Genomic DNA, 15,202 nt, shown 5'->3' with positions numbered 1-15,202 from the left:
GTACCCGGCGGGAACCCGCCCGGCGTGCGTCCCCTCAGCTCCCCGGCTCGGATCCCCGGCTCAGATCCCCGACCGGCTGCCGGGCGACGCCGTGGCCGTCTCCGGCTCGGCCACCCGGCGCCGCCTGCGCCTCTTCAGCAGCGCCCACGGGCCCCGCGGCCCCGTCGGCATCGCCGCCGTGACCTCCGTACCGGCCTCGGACGCGGCCTCCGCCGCCGCCCGCGCCACCGGCAGGAACCCCTCGCGGCGGGAGGCGTCCGGGCGCTCCTCCTCGGCCGGCCACAGGCCCAGCGCCGCGCACACGGTCGGCAGCACCGCCATCGCCGCCGTGGCGTACCCCTCCGCCGAGGGGTGGTAGTGGTCGGGCCCGAACAGCTCGCGCGGGTTCGCCTCGAACTCCGGCCCCAGCAGATCGCCCAGCGACACCGTGCGGCCGCCCTGCTCGACGACGCCGATCGTCTGGGCGGCCGCCAGCTGGCGGGAGGCGCGTCTGGCCAGCCAGCGCAGGGGCTGGCCGACCGGCTCGATCGTGCCCAGGTCGGGGCAGGTGCCGACGACGACCTCCGCGCCGGCCGTGCGCAGCCGCCGTACCGCCGCCGCGAGGTGGCGCACCGAACGGGTCGGGGGCATGCGGCGGGTGACGTCGTTCGCGCCGATCATGATCACGCAGACGTCGGGCACCCGGCCGGTGTTGCCGAGGACCAGCGCGACCTGCCGGTCGAGGTCGTCGGACTGGGCGCCCGGCAGCGCCACGTTCCGCAGCTTCACCGGGCGCTCCGCCACCGCCGCCAGACCGGAGGCCAGCAGGGCCCCCGGGGTCTGCCCCGACCGGTGGACGCCCTGCCCCGCCGCCGTGGAGTCGCCGAGCAGGGTCAGCCGCAGGGCCTCCACGCCCGGGGCGGTGAAGCTCCGGCCGTACAGGCCGTCCGCCTGCGGGACGCGGGGAGGGGAGCCGTTGCCGTTGACGTGGCGCCGGGCCAGTTGCGCCTCCGCCAGCAGCAGTCCGGCCACCGCCGCGCCGGCCAGTCCGATCCCGCCGCCGCCGTAGGCCGCGCCGGCCGCGATGCGTCGGGCCACTCGTGCCCTGGACATGCTCGTCATGCCTCGACGCCACCTCCTCGAGTCCGTACACCCACTCCTTGCCCCGTACTGACCGTCGTCCAATCTTCACGGCGAGTGAACATGCGTCCTGTCCGCGGTCCGCGCCGTACGCTGGCGGCACCACCAAGACCACTGTTTTTGCAAGCGACCGGAGACAACGGTGCGATTCCACGACTCGATGATCAGCCTCGTCGGCAACACCCCGTTGGTGAAGCTCAACAGCGTGACCAAGGGCATCCAGGCGACCGTTCTGGCCAAGGTGGAGTACTTCAACCCGGGCGGCTCCGTGAAGGACCGCATCGCCCTGCGCATGATCGAGGCGGCGGAGCGGAGCGGGGAGCTGAAGCCCGGCGGCACCATCGTCGAGCCGACCAGCGGCAACACCGGCGTCGGGCTCGCCATCGTGGCGCAGCAGAAGGGGTACAAGTGCATCTTCGTGTGCCCCGACAAGGTGAGCACCGACAAGATCAACGTGCTGCGGGCGTACGGCGCCGAAGTCGTCGTCTGCCCGACCGCCGTGGACCCGGAGCACCCGGACTCCTACTACAACGTCTCCGACCGGCTGGTGCGCGAGACGCCGGGCGCGTGGAAGCCCGACCAGTACTCCAACCCCCACAACCCGCTCTCCCACTACCACTCCACCGGCCCCGAGCTGTGGGAGCAGACGGAGGGCCGGATCACCCACTTCGTGGCGGGCGTGGGCACCGGCGGCACCATCTCCGGCACCGGCCGCTATCTGAAGGAGGCCAGCGACGGCCGGGTGCGGGTCGTCGGCGCCGACCCCGAGGGGTCCGTCTACTCCGGCGGATCCGGGCGGCCGTACCTCGTCGAGGGCGTCGGTGAGGACTTCTGGCCCACCGCCTACGACCGGACCGTCGCCGACGAGATCGTGGCCGTGTCCGACAAGGACTCCTTCCAGATGACCCGGCGGCTGGCCAAGGAGGAGGGGCTGCTGGTCGGCGGCTCCTGCGGGATGGCCGTCGTCGCCGCGCTGCGGGTCGCCGAGCGGCTCGGCCCGGACGACGTCGTGGTCGTTCTGCTGCCCGACAGCGGCCGCGGCTACCTCAGCAAGATCTTCAACGACGAGTGGATGGCCGACTACGGCTTCCTGGAGGACGAGGGCCCCAGCGCCCGCGTCGCCGACGTCCTCAGCGACAAGGCCGCCGGCGCCATGCCGTCCCTGGTCCACATGCACCCCGAGGAAACCGTCGGCCAGGCCATCGAGGTCCTGCGCGAGTACGGCGTCTCCCAGATGCCGGTGGTGAAGCCGGGCGCCGGCCACCCGGACGTGATGGCCGCCGAGGTCGTCGGCTCCGTCGTCGAACGCGAACTGCTCGACGCCCTCTTCAGCAAGAAGGCCTCGCTGGAGGACCCGCTGGAGAAGCACATGTCCGCCCCGCTGCCGCAGGTCGGCTCCGGCGAACCGGTCGGCGACCTGATGTCCGTCCTGGGCGCGGCGGACGCGGCGATCGTCCTCGTCGAGGGCAAGCCCAGCGGGGTGGTCAGCCGCCAGGACCTGCTGGCGTTCCTGGCCAAGGGCGGGAAGTAGCTTCCACGGGTCGCGCGGGCCGACTCCGGGCAAACCTGCGGTGAACCGGGCCCGGCGGCGGTGAACTTCCGTTTGTCTACCGAAGAGGTGGACTTCGCGGAAGTGGTACGCGCGCGTCACGTCCGCGCAGCACACGCTTAACACGGGTCCGGCACATTAGTGGGTGTCGGCAGGGCGGGAGCGGCTCCCCGCCCCGGCCGGCACCGAAACGGCGTCACGGACCTCCGGAGCGGCTCCCGGACCTCCACAGACGCCAGGACGCGCAAGCCCGGCTCCGCCCGGCCCGCGTCCCTCGCGGGGACCGCCGTCGTCCCGCCCCCCGGTGACGGGGGTGCGGCGGTCCCCGCGCACAGCCTTTTCCCCACCCATCTGCCGCGTCTCCGTCCCGGCGCTCCCCGGCCCGTGCCTCAGGCCTTCCAGTCACCGTCCCCGGAGGACCGGCGGCGCAGCCCGCCGAACAGACCGGGCTGCGTGCGGGCGGCCTGGACCACGTTGACGCCGACGATGCCGGCCCAGGAGACCAGCAGCCCCGGCAGGTCCGCCGCGCCCACGCCGATCGCGGACAGCGGGACGGCCAGCACCAGCGAGACGATGCCGAAGCCGAAGCGCTCGCCCCAGGAGTCCGTCGCCCCGGGCGAGCGGCCGTCGCGTGCGGCGACCATCTGCTGCTCCGCGAACTGCCGGCGCACCCGGCGCTCCACCGCGCCGTCGATACGCTGGTCGACCTTCTCCAGGAAGGAGTCCACCAGCGCGGACTCGTACTCCTCGCCCAGCTCCCTGCGGGCGTGCAGGGTGGCGTTGAGTTCCTTCTTCAGCTCGGCGTCCCGCGTGTCCATGGTGATCTCCCGTCACGTCGTACCGTCCACGCTAGGGACGGAGCGCGGGGGAGGCACTGGGGATAGCCCCCGTGTTCGGCCGGTCGGGGTGGAGGGGCGGCGGGGCAGAAGGGTGCAGGGGCGGAGGGGCGGAGGGGCGGAGGGGCGGCGGGGCAGAAAGGTGCAGGGGCGGCGGGGTGGCGGGGTGGTGGCTGCGGCGGACGGCGGGTGCCGGTGTGGGGGGCCGCGCGGGCGGCCGGGGCGGGGTGCCAGGGGACGGCTTGCCTCGCTGTATAGCGTCATGCACAGTTCTTGCTGACTGAATAGGCGCGGCCGGACGGGCGCGGGGCGGAGGGGGAGCGAGGCGTGAGCGTGGACAAGGACGCGGCGACCGGCGGGACGGACAGCCCGGCCGCACGGCTGCAAGCGCTCTTCGAGGGGCACCGGCTCACGCCGACCCAGCGGCGCATCGCACACAGCATGGTGCGGCGCGCCGCCGACGTGCCGTTCCTCTCCAGCGTCGAACTGGCCGAGCTGGCCGGGGTCAGCCAGCCCTCCGTCACCCGGTTCGCCGTCGCGCTCGGCTTCGACGGCTACCCGGCCCTGCGCAAGCACCTGCGCGAGGTCGCGCCCGCCGAGCAGACGGCGGACGCGGGGTCGTACAACGAGTACCAGCAGGCCGTCGAGGCCGAGATCGAGAACCTCCGGCACCTGGCGGAGCTCCTCGCCGACCCCCGTCCCGTGCGGCGGGCGGGACAGCTGCTGGCGGCCTCGCGGCCGCTCCCCGTGCTCGGCCTGCGGGCCGCCGCCTCCCAGGCGTACGGCTTCGCGTACTTCGCCGCCAAGGTCCACCCCGACGTGCGGCTGCTGCACGAGGGCGGGTCGATGGTGCACGACCGGGTCGACGCCGCCGTACGCGCCGGAGCCTCCGCCCTGCTCTGCTTCGCGCTGCCCCGCCACCCCCGCGAGGTCCTCGACACCCTCTCCTACGCCAAGGAGGCCGGGCTGACCGTGGTGACGGTCGCCGACTCGGCGTTCGCGCCGGTCGCCAAGGTCTCCGACCTGCTGCTGCCCGCCGCCGTCGGCACGGGGCTCGCCTTCGACACCGCGTGCGCGCCGATGCTGCTCGGACGCGTGCTGCTGGAGGCGATGTGCGACGACCTGCCGGACGCCCAGGCACGGCTGGAGGAGTTCGACAGCAGGGCGGCGGCACGGGGGCTGTTCGTGGAGTGACGGCCGCCGCAGGCCGTGGCGGCCGCACGAAACGCGCGTTCTTGCGAAAGCGGGCATGCGCGTTCTCACGGGAGCGGGTTCGCGCGTTCTCACGGAAGATGACGCGTTCTCAGACTGGTCTCACGTTCGCTCGCTACTCTCCTCGACCAGAGATTCCAGGTGTGTCGTCGGGGCGACGAGGAGGCGGAACGTGGCACGTGGAGGTCAGGGACTGGCTCGGGTGGCCGTCGTCGTGCGGGCCGGAGCCGCGCCGATGTGGTGGCTCGGTGCGTTCGCGGCGGGCATCGGCCTGCTGGTTCCGGGCGTGACGGGCCGGAGGATCGGGGTGATGGCGGGCGCAGCGCTGTTCGTCGTCGCGGTGGTGGCCGTGGCACTGCCGCGCCGCAAGCGGTACGCCGCCCTCGCCCGGGGGGCCGCCCGCGCGGGCCGGCACGACGTGTTGCAGGATCGTGGGGTGACCGTGCGGGTCTGGCGGCGCGGTCACCGCTGGTGGCTGCTGCTGGCGTTCGCCGCCGCGCTGGGCAGCGCGTTCGTGGTGCCGGCCGCGGCCGGCCTGCTGCTCGCCGGGTGCGGCACGGGGCTGCGGCTGAAGGCGGCCTGGCTGGGCCGGCTGGAGCGGGCCGAGGACGCGCTGCTGTGGGTGCGGGTCGACTGGCTCGCCGGGAACGGCGGCCGTCCGGCCGGCAAGCAGGTCAAGGCCTACCGCAGTACGGGTATCGCGGCGGGCGACGCGGCCCCGGGCGGGGCGCGCCGCCGCACCGCGGCACTCGTGTAGGCCCCTTCGGGCGGACGGGATCTTCGGACCTGGGGGACGGGCTTTTCGGACCCGGGGGACGGGCTCTTCGGACCTGGGGGGACGGGCCTGCCGGCTCAGACCTCCAGGTCCTCCTCGATCTTCTTCAGCTGGTGGCGGGCCATCGCGAGATTGGCCCGCTTGGCGTCCAGCACCAGGTAGAGGAAGAGCCCGTTGCCGCCGCGGCCGCTGATCAGGCGGATCAGGTGGTACTGGTCGGAGAGCGTGATCAGGATGTCCTCGATCTGCGCCTTGAGCCCGAGGTGTTCCATGGTGCGCATCTTGGCGCGCACCACGTCGGTGTTGCCCGCCGCGGCGACGTTGAGGTCGAAGCTCTTGCCGCCGCCCATCGTGCCCAGCGCCATGCCGCTGGTGTAGTCGACGAGGGCGACGCCGGTGGCGCCCTCGATGGAGGCGAGCGCTTCCTTGAGTGCGGTTTCGGTGTTGGCCATGACTGGTTCCTCTCAACTCTCTGTGGTGGTGGGGGTGTTGGCGGTGGTGGTGCGTGCCGTGCGCGTGCCCCTCGGACGCGCGGCGGCCGTGTCGGTGGTGCTGGCCGTGCCGGTGGTGCCGGTGGTGTCGCCGGTGTCGCTGGTGTCGGTGGCGCCGGTGGTTCTCCGTGTGCGGGGGGCGGGCTTGGCCGGGGCGGCCGTGGGTGGCGCCGCGGCGTCGACGAGCTCCCCGATGCGGGCTCCCGACCGGCGCCCCTCCAGGTGCAGCCGGCCGACGTTGACGCGGTCCTGGGCGAGCACCGTCAGCACGGCGCCCTCCCCGGCCGCGTACGTCGCGACGTAGCCGTGCACCCCGCGGACGAGCAGCTCGCGGAAGGCGCCCCGGCCGGTCGCGTCCGCCATGCGCGTGGCGACGGCGAGGGCGGTGGAGGTGAGCGCGGCCATGCCCTCCGGCTCCACGCCGGTGGTGTCGTGGGCGAGGACGAGGCCGTCCACGCCCGCCGCGAGCGCTCCGGTCAGCTGGGGCACCCGGGCCCGCAGCCGCCGCAGCTCGGCGCGTATCTCCGGCTCGGCCGCCATCAGCGCCCTCCTCTCGGCACGCGGTCGCTGCCGTTCAAAGGGCCTCCAGCGCATCCCTGAGCCTCTTCAGCAAGGTGATGTCGGCGTCGTCGACACGGGGCAGGTCCAGGCCGGGCGGGGCCAGGGGGGCGGGTGGCGGGAACCGCGCGGTCACCAGGCCGGCGGCCGCCAGCCGACGGGCGTCCACCAGCGTGGCGAACGCCTGCCGGCCCAGCGCCCGGGCGATGTCCGACGCGGTGCGCACCCCGTCCACCAGCGCCAGCACCGCCCGTTGCCGGGCGGTGAGCCCCGGTGCGGCGACCGGCTCGGTGCGCAGCAGCGGCGCGGTGTCCGGCAGCGGGTCGGGCCACAGCCGGTGCAGCAGCTCACGGCGGCGCAGCGTCTCCCGCTCCAGGGCGTCGACCGTGACCGGCCGCAGCACCCCGAACCAGTGCCCGGTGCCGTAGTGGAACCGGCCCGGCGCGCTGCTGGGGGCGAGGGCGAAGTACGCCGCGTCGTACAGCGCCCCCAGGTGGCACACCTCCAGCGCGCCCTGCCCGATGCGCCCGGCGTCGAGCAGCAGCCGGGCGGCGCCGTTGCGCTCGTCGGCCCGCTCCACCGCCTCCCGCCAGACGGCGGCGGCGAGCGTGCCGTGGGCCGGCAGGAGCACGTCGAGGCCCGGGGCGTAGGGGCTCTCGGCGTGCGTCACGCGACCCTCGACGAGGTGGAGGGCGCCGTGCTCGCGTTCCAGGACACCGGTGGCCCGTTCGGCGGCGAGCCGCGTCAGCATCGGCGACACCCCGCCGCCGGCGTGGTCCCGGGCCGCCGCTCTGTCCCGCAGCGGCAGCCGGGGAGGCGGAGTCGTCCCCACGACGGTCATCCCAGCACCAGCCGTCCGGCCATCTCGCCCAGCCGTATGCGGGCCAGCGCGAGATTGCCGTCCGGCCGGGCCAGCCACACGTGCAGGAACACGCTGCTGTCGAAGGACGTCGGTACGAACCGCAGGACGTGGTAGCTGTCCCGGTTGCTGATGATCAGGTCCTCGACCGGGGGGTCGGCGGCCCCGGCCGCGTCCTGGTCGTCGGGCGTGAACGCCCGTTGTTCGGCCGTGAGCCGCGCGACCTCCGCGGCCTCGGCGGCCGCGGCCTCGTGGTCTCCGCCCGGGAACTCCCCGACCGTGCCCAGGGCCAGTCCGCTGGTCCAGTCGACCAGTGCGGCTCCCCGGGCCCCGGGCAGCCGCATGGCCTCCAGTAGGCACTCGTCGATTCCGGGCACCGTTGGCTCCCCTCCCGCCTGCGGTTCGGCTGAGTGAGGGAGACGCTACGCAACGTAGGCACGAGGGGGTGAGGGAATTGGCATTTTCCAGCGGAACATGCGCCGCGTGACTAGGGTGGGTCGACTGCCCTCATTTTCTGTCCCTGTCGTCCCTCCTGTTTCACCAGCGTGCGCGGGAGCGTGGCAAGGGAGTGGGGGTGTGGGGGGTGTGGTGAGGGTGCTGCCGTGCGCCCCCTCTCGGTGCACTCCCCGGTCCGGAACCCGTGAACAGTGGAACCCATGGCGGCGCGTCCGCCGCCTCTCCTGCCGCACCCTCGTATTGACTAGCTCTATTCATAAAGTCAGGATGTGAATAACGGAAGTAACATCCGTCGGGCCCGTCCCGCCACGAGGAGGCAGACCATGTCAGGACCCCGCCCCGTACGAGCGCCGCGCGGCACGGAACTGAGCGCCCTGGGGTGGCAGCAGGAGGCCGCCCTGCGGATGCTCCAGAACAACCTCGACCCCGAGGTCGCCGAACACCCCGACAAGCTCGTCGTCTACGGCGGGACCGGCAAGGCGGCGCGCGATTGGCGCTCCTTCGACGCGATGGTCCGCACCCTGCGCACCCTGAAGCAGGACGAGACCATGCTCGTCCAGTCCGGCCGCCCCGTCGGCGTCCTCCAGACCCACGAGTGGGCCCCGCGCGTCCTGATCGCCAACTCCAACCTCGTCGGCGACTGGGCCACCTGGGAGGAGTTCCGCCGGCTGGAACAGCTGGGACTGACCATGTACGGCCAGATGACGGCCGGTTCCTGGATCTACATCGGCACCCAGGGCATCCTCCAGGGCACCTACGAGACCTTCGCCGCCGTCGCCGCCAAGAAGTTCGGCGGCACCCTCGCCGGCACGATCACCCTCACCGCCGGCCTCGGCGGCATGGGCGGCGCCCAGCCGCTCGCCGTGACCATGAACGACGGCGTGGCGATCTGCGTCGACTGCGACCCGCGCGCCATCGAACGCCGTATCGAGCACCGGTACCTCGACGTGCGGGCCGACTCGCCCGAGCACGCGCTGCGCCTGGCCGTCGAGGCCCGTGACGCGCGCCGCCCGCTCTCGATCGGCGTCCTGGGCAACGCCGCCGACCTCGTCCCGCAGTTTCTTGCTACGGGGGCGCCCATCGACATCGTCACCGACCAGACCTCGGCCCACGACCCGCTGGCCTACCTGCCCACCGGCGTGGACTTCGACGACATGGCCGGGTACGCGGCCAAGGACCCGGCGGGCTTCACCACCCGCGCCCGTGAGTCCATGGCCCGGCACGTCGAGGCGATGGTCGGCTTCCTCGACGCCGGCGCCGAGGTCTTCGACTACGGCAACTCGATCCGCGGCGAGGCCCGACTGGCCGGATACGACCGGGCGTTCGCCTTCCCCGGCTTCGTCCCCGCCTACATCCGCCCCCTCTTCTGCGAGGGCAAGGGCCCCTTCCGCTGGGCGGCGCTGTCCGGCGACCCGGCCGACATCGCGAAGACCGACAAGGCGATCCTCGACCTCTTCCCGGAGAACGAGTCCCTGGCCCGCTGGATCAGGCTGGCGGGGGAGCGGGTCCACTTCCAGGGCCTGCCCGCCCGGATCTGCTGGCTCGGCTACGGCGAGCGCGACAAGGCCGGCGAGCGGTTCAACGACATGGTGGCGAGCGGGGAGCTGGCCGCCCCGCTGGCCATCGGCCGCGACCACCTCGACTGCGGCTCCGTCGCCTCCCCCTACCGCGAGACCGAGGCCATGCTCGACGGTTCCGACGCCATCGCCGACTGGCCGCTGCTCAACGCCATGGTCAACGTGGCCTCGGGCGCGTCGTGGGTGTCCCTGCACCACGGCGGCGGCGTCGGCATGGGCCGTTCCCTGCACGCCGGCCAGGTCACGGTGGCCGACGGCACCCAGCTGGGCGGCGAGAAGATCCGGCGGGTGCTGACCAACGACCCCGGCATGGGCGTCATCCGGCACGTCGACGCAGGCTACGACATCGCCGAGTCGGTCGCCGACGAGCGGGGCGTACGCGTTCCCATGCGCGAGGGCGGTCCGGGCGGCGAGGGCGGCGAGGGTGGTTCGGACGGTGCGGGTCGCGGGGGCCGTGAGGTGCACCAGGGGCGTGAAGGTGGCGACGCGTGAGCCGGCCCGAGAGCGGGAACGGAGGCGACCGCCCGGTGGGTTCCGGACCGTCGCCGTCGCCGTCGCCGTCGCCGTCGTCGCCGTCGCCGTCGGCTGCCGGTCCGGCCGAGCCCACCCGCCCCGCCTCCCGGCCCGGCCCCTCCCTCCGGTCCCGCCCGGCCGCAGGCACCCCCACCGCCCCGCGGAACGACGACCCGTGGCCCGGGCCGGCCGGCGGGTCGTTCCACCGGATGTGGTGTGAGCTGCTGCCCATCGGCCGGCACCCCGAGTCCCGCGGCTACCGGCGCTTCGCCTGGAGCGGTGCCGACGCCGAGTGCCGGGCCTGGTTCACCCGGCAGGCCGAGGCCCGCGGGCTGACCCACGAGGTCGACCGCAACGGCAACCAGTGGGCCTGGCTCGGGGATCCCACCGCCGGCGACGCCGTCGTCACCGGGTCCCACCTCGACTCCGTGCCCGACGGAGGCGCCTTCGACGGGCCCCTCGGAGTGGTGTCCTCCTTCGCCGCCCTCGACGAACTGCGCGCCCGGGGGGCGACGTTCACCCGGCCCCTCGCCGTCGTCAACTTCGGCGACGAGGAAGGCGCCCGCTTCGGCCTCGCCTGCGTGGGCTCCCGGCTCACCGCCGGCCGGCTCACCGTCGAACAGGCCCACCGGCTGACCGACGCCGACGGCGTCACCCTCCCGCGGGCCATGGAGGCCGCCGGCTACGACCCCGACGCCATCGGACCCGACCCGGAGCGGCTGGCCCGCATCGGCGCCTTCGTCGAACTGCACGTCGAACAGGGGCGGGCCCTCGACCTCAGCGGCGACCGGGTGGGCGTCGCCAGCGCCATCTGGCCGCACGGACGCTGGCGGTTCGACTTCCGGGGCGAGGCCAACCACGCCGGCACCACCCGGCTCGCGGACCGGCGGGACCCCATGCTGCCGTACGCGCAGACCGTGCTCGCCGCCCGGCGCGAGGCACGCCTCGCCGACGCCGTCGCCACCTTCGGCAAGATCTCCGTCGAGCCGAACGGCGTCAACGCCGTCCCCTCCCTGGTGCGCGGCTGGCTCGACTCCCGCGCCGCCGACCAGGAGAGCCTCGGCACCGTCGTCGTCGGCATCGAGAAGGCCGCCCGCGAGTACGCCGACGCCCACGGCGTCGACCTCGACGTCGTCCGCGAGTCCTTCACCCCCGTCGTCGAGTTCGACCACGCCCTGCGCGACGAACTCGCCCGCATCCTGGGCCACGACACCGGCCTGAAGGTCCCGGTCCTGGGCACCGGCGCCGGACACGACGCCGGGATCCTCTCCGGGAGCGTCCCGACCGCCATGCTGTTCGTGCGCAACCCCACGGGCGTCTCGCACTCCCCGGCCGAGTTCGCGGCCGAGGACGACTGCCTGGCCGGGGTGCGCGCACTCGCCGACGTACTGGAAGGACTGGCCTGCACGTGACCCCCACGCAGTCGACACGGACGTACTGGCTGGAGCACGCCTGGCTCGGCACCCGCGTCGAGCCGGGCGTCGTGGTGGAGACGGCGGCAGGCCGGATCACCGCCGTCCGCACCGGCACGCCCGCCCCGCCGCCCGGCGCGGAGGTGCTGCGCGGCCTCACCCTCCCCGGCCTGGCCAACGCCCACAGCCACGCCTTCCACCGCGCCCTGCGCTCCACCGTCCAGATCGGCTCCGGCACCTTCTGGACCTGGCGCGAGGTCATGTACGCGGTCGCCGACCGGCTGACCCCGGAGACCTACCACGCGCTCGCCCGCGCGGTGTACGCCGAGATGGCACTGGCCGGCATCACCGCGGTCGGCGAGTTCCACTACGTGCACCACGCCCCCGGCGGCACCCCCTACGCCGACCCGAACGCGATGGGCGAGGCCCTGGTCGAGGCCGCCGCCGAAGCCGGTATCCGCATCACCCTCCTCGACACCGCCTATCTCTCCTCCGGCTTCGGACAGCCGCCCGACACCCACCAGATCCGCTTCTCCGACGGCAGCGCGGACGCCTGGGCCGAACGCTGTTCACTTCTCAAGGAACGGGATCACGCGCGGATCGGAGCGGCCGTCCACTCCGTACGGGCCGTGCCCGCCGGGCAGTTGGCCACCGTGGCGCGGTGGGTTGAGGAGCGCGGGGCGCCGCTGCACGTGCACCTGTCCGAGCAGACCGCCGAGAACGACGCCTGCCGCGAGGCCCACGGGTGCACACCGACCCAGCTCCTCGCCGAGCACGGCGTCCTCGGACCGCGCACCACCGGCGTCCACAACACCCACCTCACCGCCGGGGACATCGCCCTCATCGGCGGCACCGGCACCGGCACCTGCATGTGCCCGACCACCGAACGGGACCTCGCCGACGGCATCGGACCGGCCGTCGCCCTGCAAAGGGAAGGCTCCCCGCTCTCCCTCGGCTCCGACAGCCACGCCGTCATCGACCTGTTCGAGGAGGCGCGCGCCATGGAGCTCAACGAGCGCCTGCGCAGCCGCACGCGAGGCCACTGGACGGCGGCGGCCCTCCTGCGGGCGGCCTCGGCCGACGGTCACGCGGCCCTCGGCTGGGACGACACGGGCACCATCGAGCCCGGCGCGCGCGCCGACCTCACGACGATCGTGCTCGACTCGGTCAGGACGGCAGGGCCGCTTCCGCGGCTCGGGGCCGAGACGGCCGTATTCGCCGCGTCGGCAGCGGACGTGTCGCACACGGTCGTGGGAGGCCGGCACGTGGTCCGGGACGGGGTCCACTCCCTCGTGCCGGATGTGCCGAAGGCCCTCGCGGACGCCGTCGCAGCCCTGCGCGGATGACCGCGGGCCCCCCACCCGCACGGCCCGCCCCCGCCCCCGAACCCGACCCCACCGCCGACCAGGCCAGCAAGGACGCCATGAGCAACGCGACGACCGTCAGCCCCGCCCACTCCGCGAGCACCGCGAGCACGCTCATCACCAACATCGCCGCCCTGGTCACCAACGACCCCTCCCTAGGTGACGGATCCCCCCTCGGACTGATCCCGGACGCGGCCGTCGTCATCGAAGGCGACCGCGTCGTGTGGACCGGTGACCACAGCAAAGCACCCGCCACTGACAATCGGGTCGACGCGGGAGGCCGGGCGGTCGTCCCCGGCTTCGTCGACTCCCACTCCCACCTCGTCTTCGCGGGCGACCGGACACAGGAGTTCAACGCCCGGATGTCCGGGCGGCCGTACGGCGCGGGCGGCATCCGCACCACCGTCGCGGCCACCCGGGCGGCGAGCGACGAGGAACTCGAGGCCAACCTCACCCGTTACCTCCGCGAGGCGCTGCACCAGGGCACCACCACCTTCGAGACCAAGTCCGGCTACGGCCTGACGGTCGCCGACGAGGCCCGCGCCCTGCGCATCGCCGCCCGCCACACCGACGAGGTCACCTACCTCGGCGCCCACATCGTCCCGCCGGACCACGCCGGCGACCCCGCCGCCTACGTCGCCCTCGTCACCGGCGAGATGCTCGACGCCTGCGCCCCGCACGCCCGCTGGATCGACGTCTTCTGCGAGGAGGGCGCCTTCGACGGCGACCAGGCCCGCGCGATCCTCACCGCGGGCCGGGCCAGGGGCCTGCACCCCCGCGTCCACGCCAACCAGCTCTCCTACGGCCCCGGCGTGCAACTCGCGGTCGAACTGGACGCCGCCAGCGCCGACCACTGCACCCACCTCACCGACGCCGACGTCGACGCCCTCGCCGGCGGGAACACCGTCGCCACCCTGCTCCCCGGCGCGGAGTTCTCCACCCGCGCCGAGTGGCCCGACGCCCGCCGCCTCCTCGACGCGGGCGTCACCGTGGCCCTGTCCACCGACTGCAACCCGGGCTCGTCCTTCACGTCCTCCGTGCCGTTCTGCATCGCGCTCGCCGTGCGGGACATGCGCATGACCCCCGACGAGGCCGTCTGGTCCGCCACGGCCGGCGGAGCGGCCGCCCTGCGCCGCACGGACATCGGCCGCCTCACCCCGGGCGCCCACGCCGACCTGACCCTCCTGGACGCCCCGAGCCACGTCCACCTGGCCTACCGGCCGGGCGTGCCGCTGGTGTCACAGGTGTGGCGGCGCGGCGTACGCGTGGTCTGAGCGCCCGCCTCCGGCACCGCGCGCCCCCGGTCCGCCACCGTCCGCCCCCACCCGGTCCCCACCAGCACCAGCACCGCGCCCAGGAACCCGAGCGGACCGGGCCGGTCCCCCGCCAGGGCGATGCCCACGGCCGCCGCCCACACCGGTTCCGTGCCCAGCAGCAGGCTGACCCGCGACGGGGAGGTGCGGCGGACCGCCCACATCTGCACGAAGAACGCGAACAACGTGCAGAACACCGCCAGGTAGGCCAGCCCCAGCCAGTCCCCGGCGTCGAACGCCCCCGCGGCCGCCCACGGCGAGGCGCCCGTCCCCGGCACCGCCACCAGCACCGCGAACACGGCCACCGCGCCGCCCAGCTGAAGGGTCGTCAGCGACAGCGCGTCCGCACCCCGTACCGACTCCATCTGCGCCATGGCCAGCACATGCACCGTCCGCGCGACCGCGGCCCCCAGCATCAGCAGATCACCCCCCGACGGGGCGGTGAACCCGGCTCCCTGCGTCAGCAGCGCCACGCCGAGCACCGACACACCGGCCGCCGCCAGGAACGACCCCGGCAGCCGCACCCCGCGCACCCGGCTCTCCGCGAGCGGCGTGAACACCATCGTCAGGCTGATGATCAGACCGGCGTTCGTCGCCGAGGTGTGCACCACCCCGTACGTCTCCAGCAGGAAGATCCCGGCGAGGATCAGCCCGAGCAGCCCCGCGCCGCGCACCTGCGCCCCGCTCAGCGCGCGCAGCCGCCGCCACCCCACGACGGCCAGCACCGGCAGCGCGACGGCGAACCGCAGCACCAGCACCGCGAGGACCGTGTCCGCCGTGGTGATCCCCTTGGCGGCGAGATAACTGGAGCCCCACACCACGGCGACCAGCAGCACGGGCAGGTCGGCGAGCCGGCCGGGACGGGCGGGGGTGGCGGCGGGCATCGTGCTCCTCGCGGCGGTCGGCGGTGCGCCCACCGCGGGCCGGAGGACCGGCTCAGCGTAAGCGGCGACAGCGGGCCGGGACAGCGGCCCGTCCCAGGATGAGGGCCCGCGCGCTCAGGGTGAGGGCCCGCGCGCTCAGGGTGAGGGCCCGCGCGCTCAGGTTGAAGACCCCGAATGCTCAAGGCGAGGACCCGTACATCGACCCGCCTCCGTGCCGGGGCACGCCCGCGCCCGGGCGGGCAGACCGTGCTGCTCACCCGGGCGCGGACCGCACTGGACTCCGG

General features: G+C 74.2%; 14 protein-coding genes. 7 read left to right on the top strand and 7 right to left on the bottom strand.

Annotated features, from left to right (window positions below):
- Positions 1-60: 60 nt before the first annotated feature.
- Positions 61-1,101, bottom strand: coding sequence for an SGNH/GDSL hydrolase family protein (locus ACFYWQ_RS34705; RefSeq protein ID WP_389522154.1), 1,041 nt, complete (start codon positions 1,099-1,101; stop codon positions 61-63).
- Positions 1,102-1,261: 160 nt separating this feature from the next.
- Between ACFYWQ_RS34705 and ACFYWQ_RS34700 the strand changes: the two genes are divergently transcribed.
- On the top strand, positions 1,262-2,650 hold the full coding sequence (locus ACFYWQ_RS34700; RefSeq protein ID WP_389522152.1) for a cystathionine beta-synthase: 1,389 nt from the start codon (positions 1,262-1,264) through the stop codon (positions 2,648-2,650).
- A gap of 407 nt (positions 2,651-3,057) precedes the next feature.
- Here ACFYWQ_RS34700 and ACFYWQ_RS34695 read toward each other — a convergent pair whose 3' ends face one another.
- A complete protein-coding gene (locus ACFYWQ_RS34695) occupies positions 3,058-3,486 on the bottom strand; it encodes a hypothetical protein (protein ID WP_389522150.1) in 429 nt (142 codons plus the stop codon).
- A gap of 345 nt (positions 3,487-3,831) precedes the next feature.
- On the opposite strand from ACFYWQ_RS34695, the gene ACFYWQ_RS34690 reads away from it, so the two are divergent.
- Positions 3,832-4,698 carry a MurR/RpiR family transcriptional regulator gene (locus ACFYWQ_RS34690; protein WP_389522148.1) on the top strand — a complete coding sequence of 289 codons (867 nt, stop codon included), beginning with the start codon at positions 3,832-3,834 and terminating at the stop codon, positions 4,696-4,698.
- A gap of 190 nt (positions 4,699-4,888) precedes the next feature.
- A complete protein-coding gene (locus ACFYWQ_RS34685; RefSeq protein ID WP_389522147.1) occupies positions 4,889-5,473 on the top strand; it encodes a hypothetical protein in 585 nt (194 codons plus the stop codon).
- 95 nt (positions 5,474-5,568) lie between these two features.
- Here the strand turns inward: ACFYWQ_RS34685 and ACFYWQ_RS34680 are convergent, their stop codons facing one another.
- From ACFYWQ_RS34680 to ACFYWQ_RS34665, 4 genes are read right to left on the bottom strand one after another with little or no spacing between them, the layout of a single operon-like run.
- A complete protein-coding gene (locus ACFYWQ_RS34680) occupies positions 5,569-5,943 on the bottom strand; it encodes a hypothetical protein (protein WP_189934487.1) in 375 nt (124 codons plus the stop codon).
- Between the two features lie 12 nt (positions 5,944-5,955).
- On the bottom strand, positions 5,956-6,522 hold the full coding sequence (locus tag ACFYWQ_RS34675; protein ID WP_389522145.1) for a roadblock/LC7 domain-containing protein: 567 nt from the start codon (positions 6,520-6,522) through the stop codon (positions 5,956-5,958).
- A gap of 34 nt (positions 6,523-6,556) precedes the next feature.
- A complete protein-coding gene (locus tag ACFYWQ_RS34670; protein WP_389522143.1) occupies positions 6,557-7,381 on the bottom strand; it encodes a transcriptional regulator in 825 nt (274 codons plus the stop codon).
- Positions 7,378-7,776, bottom strand: a complete 399-nt coding sequence (locus tag ACFYWQ_RS34665; RefSeq protein WP_389522141.1) for a hypothetical protein — start codon at positions 7,774-7,776, stop codon at positions 7,378-7,380. The genes ACFYWQ_RS34670 and ACFYWQ_RS34665 overlap by 4 nt, the downstream gene beginning before the upstream one ends.
- A 402-nt stretch (positions 7,777-8,178) precedes the next feature.
- Between ACFYWQ_RS34665 and hutU the strand changes: the two genes are divergently transcribed.
- The 4 genes from hutU (at position 8,179) to hutI (ending at position 13,995) form a co-directional block, all read left to right on the top strand.
- Complete coding sequence (gene hutU / locus ACFYWQ_RS34660; protein WP_389522139.1) at positions 8,179-9,924, top strand: urocanate hydratase; 1,746 nt, start codon at positions 8,179-8,181, stop codon at positions 9,922-9,924.
- A gap of 230 nt (positions 9,925-10,154) precedes the next feature.
- Positions 10,155-11,357, top strand: coding sequence for an allantoate amidohydrolase (locus ACFYWQ_RS34655; RefSeq protein ID WP_389522138.1), 1,203 nt, complete (start codon positions 10,155-10,157; stop codon positions 11,355-11,357).
- Complete coding sequence (locus tag ACFYWQ_RS34650) at positions 11,354-12,703, top strand: formimidoylglutamate deiminase (RefSeq protein ID WP_389522136.1); 1,350 nt, start codon at positions 11,354-11,356, stop codon at positions 12,701-12,703. The genes ACFYWQ_RS34655 and ACFYWQ_RS34650 overlap by 4 nt, the downstream gene beginning before the upstream one ends.
- A complete protein-coding gene (gene hutI / locus ACFYWQ_RS34645; protein ID WP_389522135.1) occupies positions 12,700-13,995 on the top strand; it encodes an imidazolonepropionase in 1,296 nt (431 codons plus the stop codon). The genes ACFYWQ_RS34650 and hutI overlap by 4 nt, the downstream gene beginning before the upstream one ends.
- On the opposite strand, the gene ACFYWQ_RS34640 is transcribed toward hutI, so the two are convergent.
- Entirely contained in the window at positions 13,935-14,918 is a 984-nt protein-coding gene (locus ACFYWQ_RS34640; protein ID WP_389522133.1) for a DMT family transporter, read from the bottom strand. The two genes, hutI and ACFYWQ_RS34640, sit on opposite strands and share 61 nt — an antisense overlap.
- Between the last annotated feature and the right edge of the window lie 284 nt (positions 14,919-15,202).

Source organism: Streptomyces sp. NPDC003247, from assembly GCF_042888135.1.
Classification (GTDB): Bacteria; Actinomycetota; Actinomycetes; order Streptomycetales; family Streptomycetaceae; genus Streptomyces.
Note: the sequence above shows the minus strand (reverse complement) of the source record. Positions and strands in the feature narration are given on the sequence as shown.